Origin of the sequence: Leclercia barmai, assembly GCF_049312895.1 — a bacterium.
In the GTDB taxonomy this organism is placed as follows: Bacteria; Pseudomonadota; Gammaproteobacteria; order Enterobacterales; family Enterobacteriaceae; genus Enterobacter; species Enterobacter barmai.
Genome location: NZ_JBMNWZ010000006.1, coordinates 76,646 through 92,887, shown reverse-complemented (window position 1 = coordinate 92,887; position 16,242 = coordinate 76,646). Strand labels below are relative to the sequence as shown.

The window sequence follows — 16,242 nt, the reverse complement described above, 5'->3', positions numbered from 1 at the left end:
CGCCACCCGGCAAGACCCGTGTTATGCTGCTGGCCTTTGAAAAGCCAATATTGCAGGGGAGAACATGGGTGCCACAAAAAAAGGGATGCTGAACGTCCTGATCGCCGCCATTTTATGGGGCAGCTCGGGGGTTTGCGCGCAGTACATCATGGAGAAAAGTCAGATCCCTTCGCCGTATCTGACCATGATCCGCCTGCTGTTTGCCGGCGTGATCCTGCTGACACTCTCATTCGTCCACGGTGACAAGATTTTCACGGTCATCAAAAATCGCAAAGACGCCCTCAGCCTGCTGATTTTTTCCCTGTTCGGGGCGCTGATCGTCCAGCTCACCTTCCTGGTGACGATTGAAAAATCCAACGCCGCTACCGCCACCGTGCTGCAGTTCCTGTCGCCGACCATTATCGTGGCGTGGTTCGCGCTGGCGCGCAAAAAGCGACCGGGCATCTTTGTGCTGGCGGCGATCATGACCTCGCTTATCGGCACCTTTTTACTGGTCACCCACGGCGATCCCACCTCGCTGACCATCTCTCCGGCCGCGCTGGCCTGGGGTATCGCCTCCGCCTTCGCCGCAGCGTTTTACACCACCTACCCGTCCACGCTGATCGCCCGCTACGGCACGCTGCCGATTGTCGGCTGGAGTATGCTGCTGGCCGGATTAATGCTGACGCCGTTCTACGCCGGGCGCGGCACCACCTTCGTCATCGACGGCAGCATACTGCTGGCGTTCTTCTATCTGGTGGTGATCGGCACGGCGGTGACCTTCAGCCTGTATCTGAAAGGCGCCCAGATGATTGGCGGGCCGAAGGCGAGCATTCTGAGCTGCGCCGAGCCGCTGAGCAGCGCTCTGCTGTCGGTAATTTTACTGGGCGTGGCGTTTACCCTGCCGGACTGGCTGGGCACGCTGCTGATTGTGTCGTCGGTGGTGCTGATTTCGATGGATTCACGCAGACATGGGCGGACATCAGCGTAGCTGGATGCCCTTACCCAAAAATCGTTCTCTTATACATAATCCCCTGCATTTATCGCTGGGGATTTTTTTATTCTGTTTGTCCCTGAATACCCCAGCTAGTAGCACAAGAAATTGAACCGAAAAGCATCAATCATGGGTAATACAAAGGTTCACAAGCGAACAATAACAAAGCGAAAGTAAGTTGATTTTGGTTAAGTTGTAAGTGTCGATATTGTGAGCTAATGCTTTTCACCACCAGGAATATCAGGCATTTATTACATGGATGACTACAAAAGCGATAACCGATCTTATCATCGGCCCTTATGGGATGAAAACGGTCAGGTTCATTACAAAATAACCCCTCAGGCAAAAGAAAAAAATTACGTGGCAGTCTGCCTCATGCCCCCCGTGAAGGTGATCCCCGTGATTTTTATTCCGGGAGTTATGGGGTCAAACCTGAAGAGCGGAGATAAAGAAGTCTGGCGGTTCAGCGCTTCGTCGCTAAAAAAATGGCCTACAGCTGGCCCGGATAAAAGAAAGCAGCTTCTGGATCCAAAGACCACGACGGTTGATGACTCGGGGGAAATTTTAAATGACGGCGCGGATGGCAATAAATTCCCGTCCCGGCGGGTGCGTGGATGGGGAAGCGCCTTCTACAAGAGCTACGGGGAGGCACTCGACCGACTGCAATACCTGCTCAGCGACGACGACATTCTGCTGGATAACTATTTCAGGGAAGCGCAGATGCAGACGGCACGGCAGCGTTTTACCGGCGTCAGGATAGGCGACGAGCCGGCAGAACAAGTGCTGACGGAAGCAGAAACGGCGCACGGCCATCAGTTTTTATACCCGCTGCATGTGTTTGGTTACAACTGGCTGCAGTCCAATGCGGACTCAGCGATACGGCTGGGTGCGTATATCCGCAAGGTGCTGGGGGATTATCACGGCCGTCTGGCGGTGAACAAAGTCATTCTGGTCACCCATTCCATGGGAGGGCTGGTTGCCCGGCACTACTCGGAAAACATGGACGGACAGAAAAACATTCTGGGGATTGTGCACGGGGTAATGCCCGACCTCGGCTCACCAGCGGCGTACCGGCGGATGAAAACCGGTGAGCGGGGCGTGATCGGGATGATTATCGGGGATAATGCAGAAAAGCTGATGCCGGTACTGGCCCAGTCCCCTGGTCCCCTCCAGCTATTGCCAGGCATCGCCTATGGTCCGGGCTGGCTGAGAATCGAGGGAAGCAATACCAAAATGTCCCTGCCGGTTGATGATCCGTATAAGGATATTTACCTGAACAAAACCGCCTGGTGGCGGCTGTGTGAGCAGGATTTGCTGCTGGGGGATACGGAAAAAGAGTGGGGTACATATCAGGATCGGATAAAAGTCGATGTTAAAAAATTCATTGAAAAATTGAACGGTAAATACCACCCGCAGACCTGGCTCTTTTACGGTGCCAGTGCGGACAATCCGTCTGATGCGTTCTTGACGTGGAAAGAACGTCTCCCTCAGCGAGTAAGGGAGGCGCAGAGGGTCCGGGAGGACGCCGGCGAACGTCTTGAACTTTCCTCGTTGAGAACTCATGCGCTAATTTCCGGCGGGACACCCGGCGATGGCACGGTGCCTGTGACGGCCGTCCGGACCGTCTCTCCCCATATTCGTGGTGTACTGGCGACCGACGTTGACCATGAAGGTGCCTATGCCGTTGCTCCAGTGGATCGCTCCCGTTCGGTTTACAGCGACCTGTCTGATGCCCTGGTGTTCACGGTCCGCTCGGTGATGAAAATCGTGCAGCAGGTGCCGGCACCATGAAAAAATTCCCTCTTCCCTGGCTTATCCCGCTGGCGATGGTACTGCTGGCGGCAGGATTCTATATTCACAACTATGTGACGTTTGTGCATACGCCACCGGCGTTAACGGACAAGGAAAAACGTATGGTCGATACTCTGTTTGCCACCACCAAAGTCCAGTGCGTGGGGCGCTATGTATTTGAGGTTCCCGCCTCTTTTGAAAACACCCTGACGGACCGCGCCCGCATTAATGAGGTGAGCATCAGCAGCAAGCGGCTCTACCGTCCCGCGTTTGCGCAGCGTATCCGGCTGCGGGAGGAAGAGCTGCAGAACAGCCGCACGGTTGATCCAATAGATCAGCCTTTTCTCAAGCAGGTGTACCGGGTCAGTGAGAATGCGGTGATATTTGACCGTAATAAAAATGAGAGTGCTGCGGGGTTTGGTCGTGTTTTGGAAGGGCATCTGTACGTTGACGGGGTGGCGTTCATTGTTTCTTCGGAGATAAGAGATGTATCCGACCTAAAATATAAGCAGGAGCGAACCGAGTATTTGAATGGAGGAATGGCTGAATATCAACTTAACACCAAACCCCAGAAACTTGCGGAGCTACAGGACTTAATGTCCCGCCTGAGCGGGCGAAAAAATGATGAAATTCCGACACAGCCAGGAACCTGTATTTCAGAAGGTTTTATCCGCGACGGGAAAGAGAAACCAAAGGAAGATATTACCTTTATTTATCCGCACAGTTCGGTCTTTTCTTTTTCTGTATGGAGCAATAACGCCCTTAAAGAAAGCACAACAATGCTGGAGCGAAGCGGCGAAATTCAGCAGTATATCAACAGCATAAACGGACGGACGTTGCGAAAAGGTGAAACATCGATTGCCGGTTTTTATGCCACTGAATGGCTGATCACTGCCCCACCGGAAAAATCATCCGATAACCCGTCAGCTCAGTTAATGTTTACCGCTGTAGCCAATGAGAAAAATGCGGACTACAGCCACCCCAATCTTGACCTGACGCTGAGCAACGAGATTTTGCCCGCAGGCAGCGATGCCATGCCCCCACCTTCCTACAGCGATGCCGAACTGGTGGAAATCTGGGATCGCATCACCCGTTCTTTCCGACTCAGGAATAATGCGTTCTGATGGCTGACATACCTGTGAAGTCTGTGCGCACGCGTGCAGGTCAAATACGAAGAGTGCAGATGGCCGATGTTGACCTTGAAGGGGCCTGTGCCGTTGACCCTATTGACCGCTCCCGCTCAGTGGTGAAAATCGCACAGCAGGTGCCGGCACCATGAAAAAATTCCCTCTTCCCTGGCTTATCCCGCTGGCGATGGTACTGCTGGCGGCAGGATTCTATATTCACAACTATGTGACGTTTGTGCATACGCCACCGGCGTTAACGGACAAGGAAAAACGTATGGTCGACACCCTGTTTGCCACCACCAAAGTCCAGTGCGTGGGGCGCTATGTATTTGAGGTTCCCGCCTCTTTTGAAAACACCCTGACGGACCGCGCCCGCATTAATGAGGTGAACATCAGCAGCAAGCGGCTCTACCGTCCGGCGTTTGCGCAGCGTATCCGGCTGCGGGAGGAAGAGCTGCAGAACAGCCGCACGGTGAGGAAAATGGATCAGCCTTTTCTCAAGCAGGTGTACCGGGTCAGTGAGAATGCGGTGATATTTGACCGTAATACAAGTGAAAGTGAGGGCGGATATGGTCGCACTCTGGAGGGGCATCTTTACGTAAACGGGGTGGCATTTATCCTTACTCAGGAAATCATCGATTTATCTGATCCTAAATATCAAAAAGATAAGGAGGGTTTTATCAAAGCCGGTGTCAGTGTTGGCCATCTTAACACCAAACCCCAGAAACTTGCGGAGCTACAGGACTTAATGTCCCGCCTGAGCGGGCGAAAAAATGATGAAATTCCGACACAGCCAGGAACCTGTATTGCTGAGGGTTTTATCCGCGACGGGCAAGAGAAACCAAAGGAAGATATAACCTTCATTTATCGGCACAATCCGGTCTTTTCCCTGTCGGTTTCCACAAACACTTTTCTTGGCGATCCAAAGAGCATGCTGGAACGGAGCCATGAAATTCAGCCTTATCTGACAGAGGTTAAGGCGAATACGCTGCGGAAGGGTAAAACACAGATAGCCGGCTTTGAAGCAGATGAATGGCTTAACACCGCCCCGTCAGAAAAATTTCCTGATAATCCAACCGGGCAGCTACTTTTTAACGTCATCGCTAATGAAAAAATAGTGGATTTCCGGCATCCGATTATTGATCTGAAATTACGTAACCATGCCCTGCCCCCACCTTCCTACAGCGATGCCGAACTGGTGGAAATCTGGGATCGCATCACCCGTTCTTTCCGCATTCGGAACGGGGCATTCTGAGGTGAATTTCATGCCTGCAATAGTAACCCCGCCTTATGGCGGGGTTATCTCAGAGTCAGGGAGGCTGGTACGTCAAATATAAACCAGCATAAAAAGCAGGCTCCGCTATTGCGCCTTCACTTTCCCCGCCACCAGCAGGGCCGTCAGCAGCATCAGCGTACCGGAAATCACCAGCGGTGATGTCAGCCCCAAATTATCCAGCGCGATACCGCCCACCGCCGCGCCGCAGGTGTTCGCCAGCTGGATCACCGCCACCTGAATGGAACCGGCTTTTTCGGCCTGATCGGCAAGGGAACGGGTGATCCACGTCGACCAGCCCACCGGGATCAGCGCAAAGGCAAAGCCCCAGATAATGGCAATCGCCGAGGCAACCCACTTGTCACTCCCCCACAGGATCAGCACGGCAGCGCTAATGGCCAGTACCAGCGGTGCGCCCGCCAGTGCCACTTTCAGGGAGCGTTTCAGGAACTGCGCCGAGAGCGAAGTGCCGACAAAGCTGGCGATACCGAAGCTTAAAAGCACCAACGTCAGGCCGTCGACGTTAAATCCGGCCAGGGTCGTAAACACCGGACGGATATAGGTAAAGAAGGCGAACTGCCCGGCGAAGGCCATAAAGATGGCGGTCATCCCCGCCAGTACGCCGGGGCGTTTCAGCAGGCTGAACATGTTCTGCTTGTGATGCGCGGCTTCGCCCGGCAGCGACGGCAGCGCTTTCCACACCCACAGAATACAGAGCACGCCCATCACCGCCGCGCCGTTAAAGACGTTGCGCCAGCCGATGATGCCCCCGAGGAAACTGCCCAGCGGCGCGGCAATCACCAGCGCGATGGAGACAGCACCGAAGATCACCGACAGCGCTTTTGGCACGGTACGCGCCGGCACCAGGCGCATGGTGAGCGAGGCGGACATCGCCCAGAACCCACCGAGTCCCAGCCCGAGGCAGGCACGCCCTAACAGCAGCAGGGTGAAGTTATCGGCAAACGAGACCAGCAGACAGGAGAGCGTCAGCAGGACAGAAAAGAGGATCACCACCTTGCGGCGATCGGTGGTGCCAATCGCCTGAGTGATGAACAGGCTGGCAAACATGGCGACAAACGCGGTAACGGTGACGGACTGACCCGCCAACCCTTCGGAAATGCCCAGATCCTGCGCCATCGGCGTCAGCAGGCTGACCGGCAAAAACTCCACGGTAATCAGGCAGGCGACGCAAAACGCCACGGAAAAAACCGCCGACCAGTTTGGGCGGGAGACCGCTTTGGCATGGGGCGAAGGGGCGGATTGGATCTGTTCTGTCATGGCATCACCTGAGGAGAAAACGAGCGGGAAAGCCGTGCAGTTTAACAGTTAAAGTGTGATCTATTTAACGTTTAGACAACTTTTGGCACTTTTTGCCGGGCGGCGCTGCGCTTGCACCGGCCTACAGGTCTCGTAGGCCCGGTAAGCGTAGCGCCACCGGGCAAAAAATTACCCTCGCGCCGCCTTCGCCAGCCCGACAATCCACTCCTGATGGCCGTTGATCATCGGATTCGGCACGGTGCGCGCCAACTCCTGCGCCGGAACGCCTTTCTGCGACTCCTGGGTCAGGATGCGTACCCGGTTGCCGGGCAAGTCTTCAAACAGCCAGGCGTGGATAACGTCGAGGCGCGAATTCGCATCCCCTTCCACCCAGCCGTGCCAGGCAATACGCGCGGCCTGCCCTGCCACCGGCGGCACGTATTCAGTGATCTGCGCTTCTACCGGGAAGCCAAAGGTAGTGAAGCGAAAGCGGGCGTTGGCGCTTAACGCCGGGCCGCTGCCGTCGTGAAAGCGAATGTCTTCGGCATTGCTGTAGTATCCCGGCCACCGGGAGGTGTCATTGAGCTGATCCCAGACTGCCTGGGCGGTCAGCCCGGCGACGATGATTTCGTTGGATGCAAAGTTGTCGGTCGTGCCTGGCAGGAAGTCCTGCGGCCAGATAATGGCTGATTGTTTCATGGTTCACCTCATCCTGTTGTTGATGAGGCAATGGTGCGCCGGGCAGTGGTATAAATCTAATGACGATGATTTATAATCCTCATCACGGTTGGTGATATCAGTGCAGGAAAAAGACCCCCTCTTCCGGCAGGAAGAGCTGGTTATAGCGCAGCTGGAAGGCGTTAAGGTCGTACGGATCGGGCTCCATTTCGCGCATAAAGCCGAGCGCCAGGCGAACCTGGGCATCGGTGATGGGGGCGGCGAGACGCGCCTTGCGCAGCAGGCGATACCAGGTAAGAAGATTATTTTCGCTGCTGTCGACAATGCACACCTGCCAGATCAGCAGCACCTGGGCGGCATTTTGCAGATGCGCTTCGTCGGGGCGTTCAAGGTAGCGGATAAACTCATTGCCGGCGCTTTTGCCAAACTGGTCGATCATCGACTCCAGCGGCACAGGGGTGATCCCCAGCCGTTCGCTGAGACGGCGAATGGCGCGCCGGGAACCCGACGTCATTACGCGAAAGCCCACCACAAACACCACGGCAAGCGTAGCCAGCATTATCCAGACCATGCACTCTCCTTACGATTAGGCGAGCATAATATCGGGAAACGCAGCGCGTCGACAGCGTACAAAGTCGTATTAATGCGCACAAAACAGGTGGTACAAGGCGATGAAAACGGATATCCGCACCCTGGATTTGAATCTTTTAAAAACCCTGGATGCCCTGCTGGATGAGCGCAGCGTCACCCATGCGGCAGCGCGCCTGTCGCTGACCCAGCCCGCGGTCAGCGGCATGCTCAATCGACTGCGCGATTACTTTGACGATCCGCTGTTCATCCGCGTGCCGCACGGCATCGTACCGACCACCCGCGCAGAAGCGCTGGCCGCGCCGGTGAAACGTATCCTGGCGGATATCGACGTCCTGCTGCAGCCCACCGAGTTCGATCCCCTCAGCGCCAGCCTGACCTTTACCGTCGCCGCCACCGATTACGCATTGCGGGCGGTGGTTGTGCCCTTTATTGCTGCGCTTAAGGTATGGGCACCAGCCATCCGCGTGCGCGTGGTACCCGTTGAGTCCGACCGCCTGGTCAGCCAGCTTGAGCGGGGCAGCGTTGACGTGGCGCTGATCACCCCGCACACCACACCGGCCGAATTGCACAGCCGCGCACTTTATGATGAACGGTACGTTTGCATGATGCGTGCCGACCATCCGAACGCGGGCAAACCGCTCTCCCTGGCGCGATTTTGCGCCCTGGAGCATGTGCTGGTCTCTTATGAGGGCGAAAGTTTTCGTGGGGTCACGGATGGTGCGCTGGAAAAAATCGGTCTGACGCGGCACGTGGGCCTCTCGGTAAGCAACTTCTTAGTGCTGCCGGACGTGCTGGCCATCAGCGATATGATTGCCGCCGTGCCGTCACGGATAGCGGAAAATCAGACGGGGATGTTTGTCTGCGAGACACCCGTCCCCGTTCCCGGCTTTACCAAAAGCATGGCCTGGCACGGAAGAACGCACCGTAATCCCGCGCAGGCGTGGCTGCGCGGGTTGCTGCTGGAGACCAGTCAGCGCGTCTGAAGCCCCTTCAGCAGCGCCTCGTGGAAACGCGCAGGATCCTGCATCTGCGGGGCGTGGCCCATATCGTTAAACTCGACAAGCGTGGCCTGTGGGATCCGCTTCGCCGTCTCTTTGCCCAGCACCGCGTAGTTGCCAAGGGTTTTGCGGATCTCAGGCGGGGCGAGATCTTTTCCGATGGCGGTGTTGTCCTTCGTGCCGATCATCAATAATACCGGCATCTTCAGCTCGCTGAATTCATAGATAACCGGCTGGGTATAGATCATGTCGTAGAGCAGCGCCGAGTTCCAGGCCACGCGCTCTTTGCCCGGCCCGTTATTCAGCCCGGCGAGCATAGTGACCCAGCGTTCATATTCCGGCTTCCACTCCCCGGCGTAGTAGGTGTTTTTCTCGTACTGGCGGATGCCGTCGGCGCTGGTTTTCAGCTCGCGCTGATACCACTGGTCAACGGTGATATGCGGCACGCCGCGCGCCTTCCAGTCCTCAAGGCCAATCGGGTTGACCATCACCAGTTGCTCTACCTGCTGCGGCCACATCAGCGCATAGCGGGTGGCCAGCATGCCGCCAGTGGAGTGCCCGATGACGGTGACACGATCGATACCCAGCTCTTTCAGCAAGGCATGGGTGTTATCCGCCAACTGCTGGAAAGTGTACTGATACCGCTCGGGCTTGGTGGATTTGCAAAAACCGATCTGATCGGGAGCCACTACGCGGTAGCCGCTGGCGGTAAGGGCCCGGATGGTGGCATCCCAGGTACCGGCGCAGAAGTTTTTACCGTGCATCAGCACTACGGTGCGGCTGTTGGCTTTTTCCGGCTTCACGTCCAGATAAGCCATATCCAGAGACTGGTTTTGCGAGGTAAAGGTGAAGTGTTTCACCGGCCAGGCGTAGTCAAAACCTTCCAGCTTCTCGCCGTAGGCGGGGGTATCCGCAGCCATCGCGGGTGAGGCAAGCGCCACCAGCAGCGCCAGGCAGGACAATCGTCGGGTCAACATGCAAGCTCTCCATTAGCAAAGGGGCTAAGGCTGCGCGAAAGGCGGCAGCGAAATAAAACTGTAGAGCATGAGGCAGGGCGGGTGTGTAAAGCGGGGTAAAGCCAGGGCAAGGGTGTGAAAGCGCCGGATGGCGGCGTAACGCCATCCGGCACTGTCGCCGTCAGAGGATCCCGGTTGTCACCGTAAAACGGCGGGTTTCAGCCGGAGCCAGTTCAATCAGGCTGCCGCTACGCCGGGCCGCGAGGAACCCTTCCGGACGACAGGTGGCGGGGAGCACGAAGGCCGCCACCTGCTGGTCGCCGTTGTAGAGGATCCAGCGGGTGGCGTAATTCAGCTCCGCGCTGGCAAAGCGGGTCACGAACGTGACGCCATCCGGGGCGATCATGCGAAACTCCGGTTGTGCGGTGTAGCGATCGAGCCTGTCGGCAAAAAAGACGATTTCCGGATCGTAATAGTGCGGCTCGTCCAGCGCCTTCAGGGAGGCTTCGCCCTGCTGCAAACGCTGATTGAACGCCAGCCACTGTTCTGTGGGCTTCACGTGTGCCGGAATCGACTCCCGCAGCGCGATCGCCTCATCCGGCACGTTCTGGCTGAAGGTCGCCCCCGCCACGTAGGCATAGTTCATGTGGCACATGTACTGGAGCGGCATCGGCACCGACGCCAGGTTGGTTACTGACATGGCGATATCGAACAGGGCGCTGTCCTTGCGCAGCGTGACGGCGGGCTGCGCCTGGTAGTGATGACCAAATCCCATCACATACTCATAGCGCCCGGTCACCGTCAGGCTGTCGTCGGTCAGCACCAGCCAGGCTTCATCCATGGCCGCACAGGGCATTTCGCCGTGCAGCGGATGGCTGTCCTCCGGCGACGGGCAGCCATTCGCCAGCAGGCCAGAGTGGAAGGCGAAGCAGCCATAGGTTTCGACCACCTCTTTTGCCGCTTTAGGCTGGCTGAACATATTGCGCATCGTCAGGTCGTGGCCGTCGAACTCCGCATCCCAGATCATCTGCCCCAGCCAGGGCAGGATCACCAGATGACCGCGGCGGTTTTGCACCCGCAGCCCCTCCACGCCATTGGCGTAGCGAAACGCCGTTACCGTGAAGTCATCGTTTTGCAGCAGGGTGCGCGGCTGTTCGGTAAAGAGCGCGCGCCACAGGGGAAGTTGCGTCATGGTGATCCTCCTCAGGAAGCGGTGGCTTCGGTCAGCTCGCGGCGCACTTTGCTCTCACGCCAGAAGTAGAAGCCCACATAAACAAAGCACAGCATCGATACCAGGAACGAGGCCTGCAGGGAGTGGAACAGATCGGCCACATAGCCCTGCACCGCTGGCACTACCGCCGCGCCGACAATCGCCATTACGATCACCGCCCCGGCCATTTCAGTATGCTCGTTGTCCACGGTATCCAGGGTCCCAGCGTAGATGGTTGCCCAGCATGGCCCGAAGAGAATGCTCACCAGCACCGCGACATAGACCGCGCTGAAGCTCGGGGCCAGCGCCACGTAAGCCAGGAACAGCGCGCCGATCACCGAGTACATGATCAGCACCTTCGCCGGGTTAAAGCGGGTCATCAGAATGTTGGCGACAAACTTGCCGATGAAGAAGCAGGCAAAGCTGTAGACCATGAAGTTAGAGGCATCGCGCTCGTTAATATCGCCCAGCTCCAGCGCCAGACGGATGGTGAACGACCACACCGCCACCTGCATGCCCACATAGAGGAACTGCGCCACAATACCGCGACGGAAGCGGGCATTGGTGGCGAGGTAGCGCAGGGTATCCATCGCCGACGGCCGTTTATGCTCCGCGGTTTGCGCCACTTTGCAGGTCGGGAAGCGGGTTAACAGGAACAGCACCATCACCACCACCAGGACCATAATCATGTACCTGTAGGGCTCCAGGGTGTTCTCCAGCATCAAAATCTTAAAGTTGTGGATCTGCTCGGCGTTCATGCCCGCCATCTGTTTTTCCAGGCTGTCGCCTTCGGAAAAGACCAGATATTTACCCAGCAGGATGCCGGCGGCAGCGCCAATCGGGTAGAAGGTCTGGCTGACGTTCAGGCGCAGCGTGGCGTAGGCTTTCGGGCCGATCATCGAGCTGTAGGTGTTAGCCGCCGTTTCGAGGAAGCTCAGACCGATAGCGATGGCAAAGATCGCCGCCAGGAACATGGTGTAGGTTGCCATGTGCGAGGCGGGGAAAAAGAGCGTGCAGCCCACAATATAAAGCGTTAAGCCGATTAAGATCGCCACTTTATAGCTGGTCTTTTTAATGACCAGCGAGGCAGGAATAGCAATAAGGAAATAGCCGCCATAAAACGCGCTTTGCACCAGCGCCGAAGCAAAATTACTCAGTGCAAAGACGCTTTTAAATTGCGTAATTAAAATATCATTTAAAGCAGCAGCGCATCCCCATAACGGGAATAAGCAGGATAACAAAATAAACTGGAACAGAGGGGTTTTATTCAGATAGCCGTCAGGCATCTGAATGATGTTTTTATCGTTCATAGTGCTACCTTTTATTTCGCAGGGTTTTATTATTCGTTCAATGCCAGGAACTCATTGAATTGTTCAATGCTGGGGTAAGACGACTGAGTGCCTTTCCCGGTGACGCTGAACGCGGCAAAGAGAGCTGCTTTTTTCATGGCGGCTTCGACGTTGCCGCTCTGGACGTAATAGTGGGCAAAACAGCCAATAAAGGCATCGCCCGCTCCGCTGGTGTCGACGGCATTCACTTTAAAGGCCGGGACCACGACTTCTTTATCACGGGTGAGCCACAGCGCCCCTTTTTCACCCATGGTGACGATAATATTGTTCAGCCCTTTATCCACCAGCGAGCGGGCAGCCAGGCAAATATTCTCGTAAGTGTTTACCGGCATACCGGTCAGAATTTCCAGCTCGGTTTCATTCGGCACAAAGAAATCACATTTACAGGCGTAGGACATGTCTAATTCACGCAGCGCCGGGGCCGGATTTAATAACACCTGAATACCATGCTTTTTACCAAACTCAATGGCGTGATAAACCGTCTCAAGCTGCACTTCGAGCTGCAGGACAATAAGCTGACACTTTTTCAGATCGTCTGCCGCGCGGTCGATATCTTCCGGCGAGAGGAATTTATTGGCACCCTTCACAATCAGAATGCTGTTGCTGGAGTTGGCGTTCACAAAGATGGGCGCCACGCCGCTGCTGGTGCACGGCACTTTTTCCACATAGGTGGTATTGATGCCCCAGGATTCCAGGTTACGGATGGTGTTATCGGCAAAGATATCGTCACCGACTTTGGTGAGCATCATCACTTTTGAGTTGAGCTTGGCTGCTGCCACCGCCTGATTCGCCCCTTTGCCGCCACAGCCAATCTTAAAGGCCGGGGCTTCGAGGGTTTCGCCCTCTTTCGGCATCTGATTAATGTAGGTGATGAGATCCACCATGTTGGAGCCGATAACCGCGATATCCATGTTTACTACCTCTCTGAAACAATCACATAACAATGATATTATCGCAACATTATCATGTTATTTCCGTATCATTTGTGACTGCGATCGCGATTAGCAGATCCATTAACGCTGTTTAATGATTAATCAACTCGCGGAGTGGAAAGTGAGATGTAACGACGGGAATTCCAAATTAAACCATTAATTACAATAGATTGAGTGGTAAACGCAGTTTGAGAAGTGACTTTTCTTTCCGGCCGGGCGGCAGTATAGTATGACGCAACAAAAATGTTCCTGACGCATCATCAATGTGTTTTAAGGAACATCACACCGTGCGGAGAGGGTGAATGGAGACGAAGCAAAAAGAACGAATCCGGCGTCTGGTTGAGCTGTTAAAGAAAACCGACCGCATTCACCTGAAAGATGCCGCCCGGATGCTGGAAGTCTCCGTCATGACCATCCGACGCGATCTCAGCCCGGACAACCATGATACCGTCCTGCCCCTCACCCTGCTGGGCGGCTATATCGTGATGGTCAATAAACCGGCCACCGCCCCCGCAGCACCCGTGGTGCGCAGCCAGACGCATCATCCCGACGACCTGCCGATCGCCATTCTGGCGGCTGGCATGGTGGCGGAAAACGATTTAGTGTTTTTCGATAATGGCCCGGAAATGCCGCTGGTCATCAGCATGATCCCCGACGACATCACCTTTACCGGCATCTGCTATTCCCATCGCGTGTTTATGGCGCTCAATGAGAAACCGAACGCCACCGCGATCCTGTGCGGCGGCACCTACCGGGCAAAAAGCGATGCGTTTTACGACACCAGCAACCCGTCGGTGCTGGACTCCCTCAACCCGCGCAAGGTGTTTATCTCGGCCAGCGGCGTGCATGAGCACTACGGCGTGACCTGGTTTAACCTTGACGACCTGGCCACCAAGCGCAAAGCCATTCAGCACGGTATCCGTAAGATCCTGCTGGCCCGCTACGCCCTGTTTGATGAAGTGGCGCCCGCCAGCATCGGGCCGCTGTCGGCGTTTGACGTGCTGATCAGCGACCGCCCGCTTCCGGCAGACTATCCGGCCCACTGCCGGAACGGTTTTGTGAAGATTATTACCCCGGACGCCGCCGGGGAGTAAGTTACTCGAAGAACACCGCAATTTTGTTAAACATAGTCGGATCGGACTGGTTACGTACCACTTTCACCACGTCTTCCAGCTTGTCGATCTGGGCCATCATCTGCTCCAGACGCTGATCGTCATTCACCAGCAGCCAGATGCGGCTGTGCTCGCTGCCCTGAATGGGCAAACAAAGAATGCCTTCCACGTTGAACGCCCGGCGGGCAAACAGCCCGCACACGTGGGTCATGACGCCAGGGTGGTTGCGGACGGTGAGTTCCAGAATGACGTTATCATTTTGCTTCTGCATGGCTTATTCCCCCACCATTTCTGTATTGGCCGCACCCGGCGGTACCATCGGATAAACTTTTTGTTGTGGATCGATACGCACGTGGATCAGGGCCGGACCCGGACGTGAAATCGCCTCCTGCAGCGCGGCCTGCGCATCCGCTTCGGCGTTCAGATCGCAGGTGTAAAGGCCAAACCCGGCGGCAATCTGCATAAAGTTGATCGTGCCCGGATAGGTGGCGGCAAACACCCCCTGCTTGTAGAACAGGCTCTGCTGCTGATGCACCAGGCCCAGCGCCTCGTTATTCATCAGGATGATTTTCACATCCAGCTGGTTTTCCGCCGCGGTGGCCATCTCCTGAATGTTCATCATCAGGCTGCCGTCGCCGGAGAAGCAGATCACCTTGCGATCCGGGTTCGCCAGCGCAGCACCCACCGCCGCAGGCAGGCCAAAGCCCATGGTGCCCAGCCCGCCGGAGGTCAGCCACTGGCGCGGACGGTTCAGCGGATAGGCCTGGGCAGTCCACATCTGATGCTGGCCCACATCGGTGGTGATGATGGCGCTGTCGTCCACGCAGGCGGCTACGGCGTTAATCAGCCCGTAGTGGCTCAGCGGATCGCCTTCAGTCGGGATGGCCCCCGGGAACTCCTGCTGCAGGCCGCTCACCTGCTCACGCCACGCGGTGCGCGGGGTGGCATCAATGTGCGGCAGCAGCTGCGCCAGCACCTCGTTAACATCGCCCTGAATCGCCACGTGCGGCTGCTTGATTTTACCCAGCTCCGCGCGGTCGATATCCACGTGAATGATTTTGGCGTTCGGGCAGAACTGCTCGGTTTTGCCAATCGCCCGGTCATCAAAACGCGCCCCGAGAACGATCAGCAGATCGGCTTCCTGCAGAATAAAGTTGGTGCTGCGCGCGCCGTGCATCCCGAGCATGCCCAGCGACAGCGGGTGCGCTTTTGGCAGCATGCCCAGCGCCATCAGGGTCATGGTGGTCGGCAGATTCGCTTTTTCAGCCAGGCTGCGCACCGCGTCAGGCGCATCAATCACCCCGCCGCCCAGATAGAGCACCGGGCGCTGCGCGGCGTTAATCATGGCTGCGGCTTCGCGCACGCTGTCAGCGCTGAATGCCGGCGATGGCGCGCGGGTGCCCGGCTCAGGCAGCACGTCGATCTCAATTTCAGCGGTCTGCACATCCTTAGGAATGTCTATCCACACCGGACCCGGACGACCGGACTGGGCGATGCGGAACGCATCGCTGATAACCTGCGGTAATTCGCTGATATCACGCACTAAGTAGTTGTGCTTGGTGATGGGGATAGAGATGCCGTAGGTGTCTACTTCCTGAAATGCGTCGGTGCCGATCATCGAGGCGGGCACCTGGCCGGTAATGCAGACTAACGGGATGGAGTCGAGGCGCGCATCGGCGATGGCGGTCACCAGGTTGGTGGCCCCCGGCCCGCTACAGGCCATACAGACCGCCGGTTTGCCCTGCGTACGCGCCATGCCCTGGGCGATAAAGCCTGCGCCCTGCTCGTGTCGCGCCAGCACGTGGCGGATCTGCGTGCTCTGGCTTAAGGCGTCATACAGCGGGAGTACCGTCCCGCCAGGAATACCCGCAACCGTGGTAATGCCCTGACGTTCCAGCAGATGAACGATTAACTGCGCGCCTGTGAAACGCGTCTTGTGTGATGTTGTGCCCGAACTTGCCATGCTCCAGTCCTTCTTATGGGCCGACTTTCCGG

General features: G+C 56.5%; 15 protein-coding genes. 6 read left to right on the top strand and 9 right to left on the bottom strand.

What is annotated here, in order from left to right; all coding sequences use genetic code 11:
• Positions 1–64 precede the first annotated feature (64 nt).
• The 4 genes from ACOYA6_RS19530 to ACOYA6_RS19515 all read left to right on the top strand — a co-directional run bounded on the left by ACOYA6_RS19530 (position 65) and on the right by ACOYA6_RS19515 (position 5,146).
• Positions 65–970, top strand: a complete 906-nt coding sequence (locus ACOYA6_RS19530) for a DMT family transporter (protein ID WP_138370919.1) — start codon at positions 65–67, stop codon at positions 968–970.
• A gap of 258 nt (positions 971–1,228) precedes the next feature.
• Positions 1,229–2,764: an esterase/lipase family protein gene (locus ACOYA6_RS19525; RefSeq protein ID WP_422655231.1), complete on the top strand. Its 1,536-nt coding sequence runs from the start codon at positions 1,229–1,231 to the stop codon at positions 2,762–2,764.
• Positions 2,761–3,888, top strand: coding sequence for a T6SS immunity protein Tli4 family protein (locus tag ACOYA6_RS19520; protein WP_422655230.1), 1,128 nt, complete (start codon positions 2,761–2,763; stop codon positions 3,886–3,888). The genes ACOYA6_RS19525 and ACOYA6_RS19520 overlap by 4 nt, the downstream gene beginning before the upstream one ends.
• Before the next feature lie 151 nt (positions 3,889–4,039).
• Positions 4,040–5,146, top strand: a complete 1,107-nt coding sequence (locus ACOYA6_RS19515) for a T6SS immunity protein Tli4 family protein (RefSeq protein WP_422655229.1) — start codon at positions 4,040–4,042, stop codon at positions 5,144–5,146.
• A gap of 105 nt (positions 5,147–5,251) precedes the next feature.
• Here the strand turns inward: ACOYA6_RS19515 and nepI are convergent, their stop codons facing one another.
• The 3 genes from nepI to ACOYA6_RS19500 all read right to left on the bottom strand — a co-directional run bounded on the left by nepI (position 5,252) and on the right by ACOYA6_RS19500 (position 7,670).
• Positions 5,252–6,442 carry a purine ribonucleoside efflux pump NepI gene (gene nepI / locus ACOYA6_RS19510; RefSeq protein ID WP_039032268.1) on the bottom strand — a complete coding sequence of 397 codons (1,191 nt, stop codon included), beginning with the start codon at positions 6,440–6,442 and terminating at the stop codon, positions 5,252–5,254.
• 168 nt (positions 6,443–6,610) lie between these two features.
• Entirely contained in the window at positions 6,611–7,120 is a 510-nt protein-coding gene (locus ACOYA6_RS19505; protein WP_039032267.1) for an SRPBCC domain-containing protein, read from the bottom strand.
• A gap of 97 nt (positions 7,121–7,217) precedes the next feature.
• On the bottom strand, positions 7,218–7,670 hold the full coding sequence (locus ACOYA6_RS19500; RefSeq protein ID WP_039032266.1) for a DUF1198 domain-containing protein: 453 nt from the start codon (positions 7,668–7,670) through the stop codon (positions 7,218–7,220).
• A 100-nt stretch (positions 7,671–7,770) separates the two neighbouring features.
• Here ACOYA6_RS19500 and ACOYA6_RS19495 point away from each other — a divergent pair, with 100 nt between their 5' ends.
• Complete coding sequence (locus ACOYA6_RS19495) at positions 7,771–8,673, top strand: LysR family transcriptional regulator (protein ID WP_422655228.1); 903 nt, start codon at positions 7,771–7,773, stop codon at positions 8,671–8,673.
• Here ACOYA6_RS19495 and ACOYA6_RS19490 read toward each other — a convergent pair.
• The 4 genes from ACOYA6_RS19490 to rbsK all read right to left on the bottom strand — a co-directional run bounded on the left by ACOYA6_RS19490 (position 8,661) and on the right by rbsK (position 13,114).
• Positions 8,661–9,665, bottom strand: coding sequence for an alpha/beta fold hydrolase (locus ACOYA6_RS19490; protein WP_422655227.1), 1,005 nt, complete (start codon positions 9,663–9,665; stop codon positions 8,661–8,663). The two genes, ACOYA6_RS19495 and ACOYA6_RS19490, sit on opposite strands and share 13 nt — an antisense overlap.
• 160 nt (positions 9,666–9,825) lie before the next feature.
• On the bottom strand, positions 9,826–10,836 hold the full coding sequence (locus ACOYA6_RS19485) for an aldose 1-epimerase family protein (protein WP_422655226.1): 1,011 nt from the start codon (positions 10,834–10,836) through the stop codon (positions 9,826–9,828).
• An 11-nt stretch (positions 10,837–10,847) separates the two neighbouring features.
• Positions 10,848–12,164, bottom strand: coding sequence for an L-fucose:H+ symporter permease (gene fucP / locus ACOYA6_RS19480; RefSeq protein WP_039032262.1), 1,317 nt, complete (start codon positions 12,162–12,164; stop codon positions 10,848–10,850).
• A gap of 29 nt (positions 12,165–12,193) precedes the next feature.
• The gene (gene rbsK / locus ACOYA6_RS19475) at positions 12,194–13,114 is read right to left on the bottom strand and encodes a ribokinase (RefSeq protein ID WP_039032261.1); all 921 of its coding nucleotides are present in this window, start codon (positions 13,112–13,114) and stop codon (positions 12,194–12,196) included.
• Between the two features lie 323 nt (positions 13,115–13,437).
• Between rbsK and ACOYA6_RS19470 the strand changes: the two genes are divergently transcribed.
• A complete protein-coding gene (locus ACOYA6_RS19470) occupies positions 13,438–14,229 on the top strand; it encodes a DeoR family transcriptional regulator (RefSeq protein ID WP_223075656.1) in 792 nt (263 codons plus the stop codon).
• 1 nt (position 14,230) lies between these two features.
• Here ACOYA6_RS19470 and ilvN read toward each other — a convergent pair whose 3' ends face one another.
• Both ilvN and ilvB read right to left on the bottom strand, forming a co-directional pair.
• Complete coding sequence (ilvN, locus tag ACOYA6_RS19465; protein ID WP_039032259.1) at positions 14,231–14,518, bottom strand: acetolactate synthase small subunit; 288 nt, start codon at positions 14,516–14,518, stop codon at positions 14,231–14,233.
• Positions 14,519–14,521: 3 nt separating this feature from the next.
• On the bottom strand, positions 14,522–16,210 hold the full coding sequence (ilvB, locus tag ACOYA6_RS19460) for an acetolactate synthase large subunit (RefSeq protein ID WP_039032258.1): 1,689 nt from the start codon (positions 16,208–16,210) through the stop codon (positions 14,522–14,524).
• Positions 16,211–16,242: the final 32 nt, after the last annotated feature.

Coding starts and splice junctions, on each gene's coding strand:
- ACOYA6_RS19495 (WP_422655228.1), top strand. CDS start 7,771: ATGAAAACGGATATCCGCACCCTGGATTTGAATCTTTTAAAAACCCTG.
- ACOYA6_RS19520 (WP_422655230.1), top strand. CDS start 2,761: ATGAAAAAATTCCCTCTTCCCTGGCTTATCCCGCTGGCGATGGTACTG.
- ilvN (WP_039032259.1), bottom strand. CDS start 14,518: ATGCAGAAGCAAAATGATAACGTCATTCTGGAACTCACCGTCCGCAAC.
- ACOYA6_RS19530 (WP_138370919.1), top strand. CDS start 65: ATGGGTGCCACAAAAAAAGGGATGCTGAACGTCCTGATCGCCGCCATT.
- fucP (WP_039032262.1), bottom strand. CDS start 12,164: ATGAACGATAAAAACATCATTCAGATGCCTGACGGCTATCTGAATAAA.
- ACOYA6_RS19515 (WP_422655229.1), top strand. CDS start 4,040: ATGAAAAAATTCCCTCTTCCCTGGCTTATCCCGCTGGCGATGGTACTG.
- ACOYA6_RS19505 (WP_039032267.1), bottom strand. CDS start 7,120: ATGAAACAATCAGCCATTATCTGGCCGCAGGACTTCCTGCCAGGCACG.
- rbsK (WP_039032261.1), bottom strand. CDS start 13,114: ATGGATATCGCGGTTATCGGCTCCAACATGGTGGATCTCATCACCTAC.
- ACOYA6_RS19470 (WP_223075656.1), top strand. CDS start 13,438: ATGGAGACGAAGCAAAAAGAACGAATCCGGCGTCTGGTTGAGCTGTTA.
- ilvB (WP_039032258.1), bottom strand. CDS start 16,210: ATGGCAAGTTCGGGCACAACATCACACAAGACGCGTTTCACAGGCGCG.
- ACOYA6_RS19490 (WP_422655227.1), bottom strand. CDS start 9,665: ATGTTGACCCGACGATTGTCCTGCCTGGCGCTGCTGGTGGCGCTTGCC.
- ACOYA6_RS19485 (WP_422655226.1), bottom strand. CDS start 10,836: ATGACGCAACTTCCCCTGTGGCGCGCGCTCTTTACCGAACAGCCGCGC.
- ACOYA6_RS19525 (WP_422655231.1), top strand. CDS start 1,229: ATGGATGACTACAAAAGCGATAACCGATCTTATCATCGGCCCTTATGG.
- ACOYA6_RS19500 (WP_039032266.1), bottom strand. CDS start 7,670: ATGGTCTGGATAATGCTGGCTACGCTTGCCGTGGTGTTTGTGGTGGGC.
- nepI (WP_039032268.1), bottom strand. CDS start 6,442: ATGACAGAACAGATCCAATCCGCCCCTTCGCCCCATGCCAAAGCGGTC.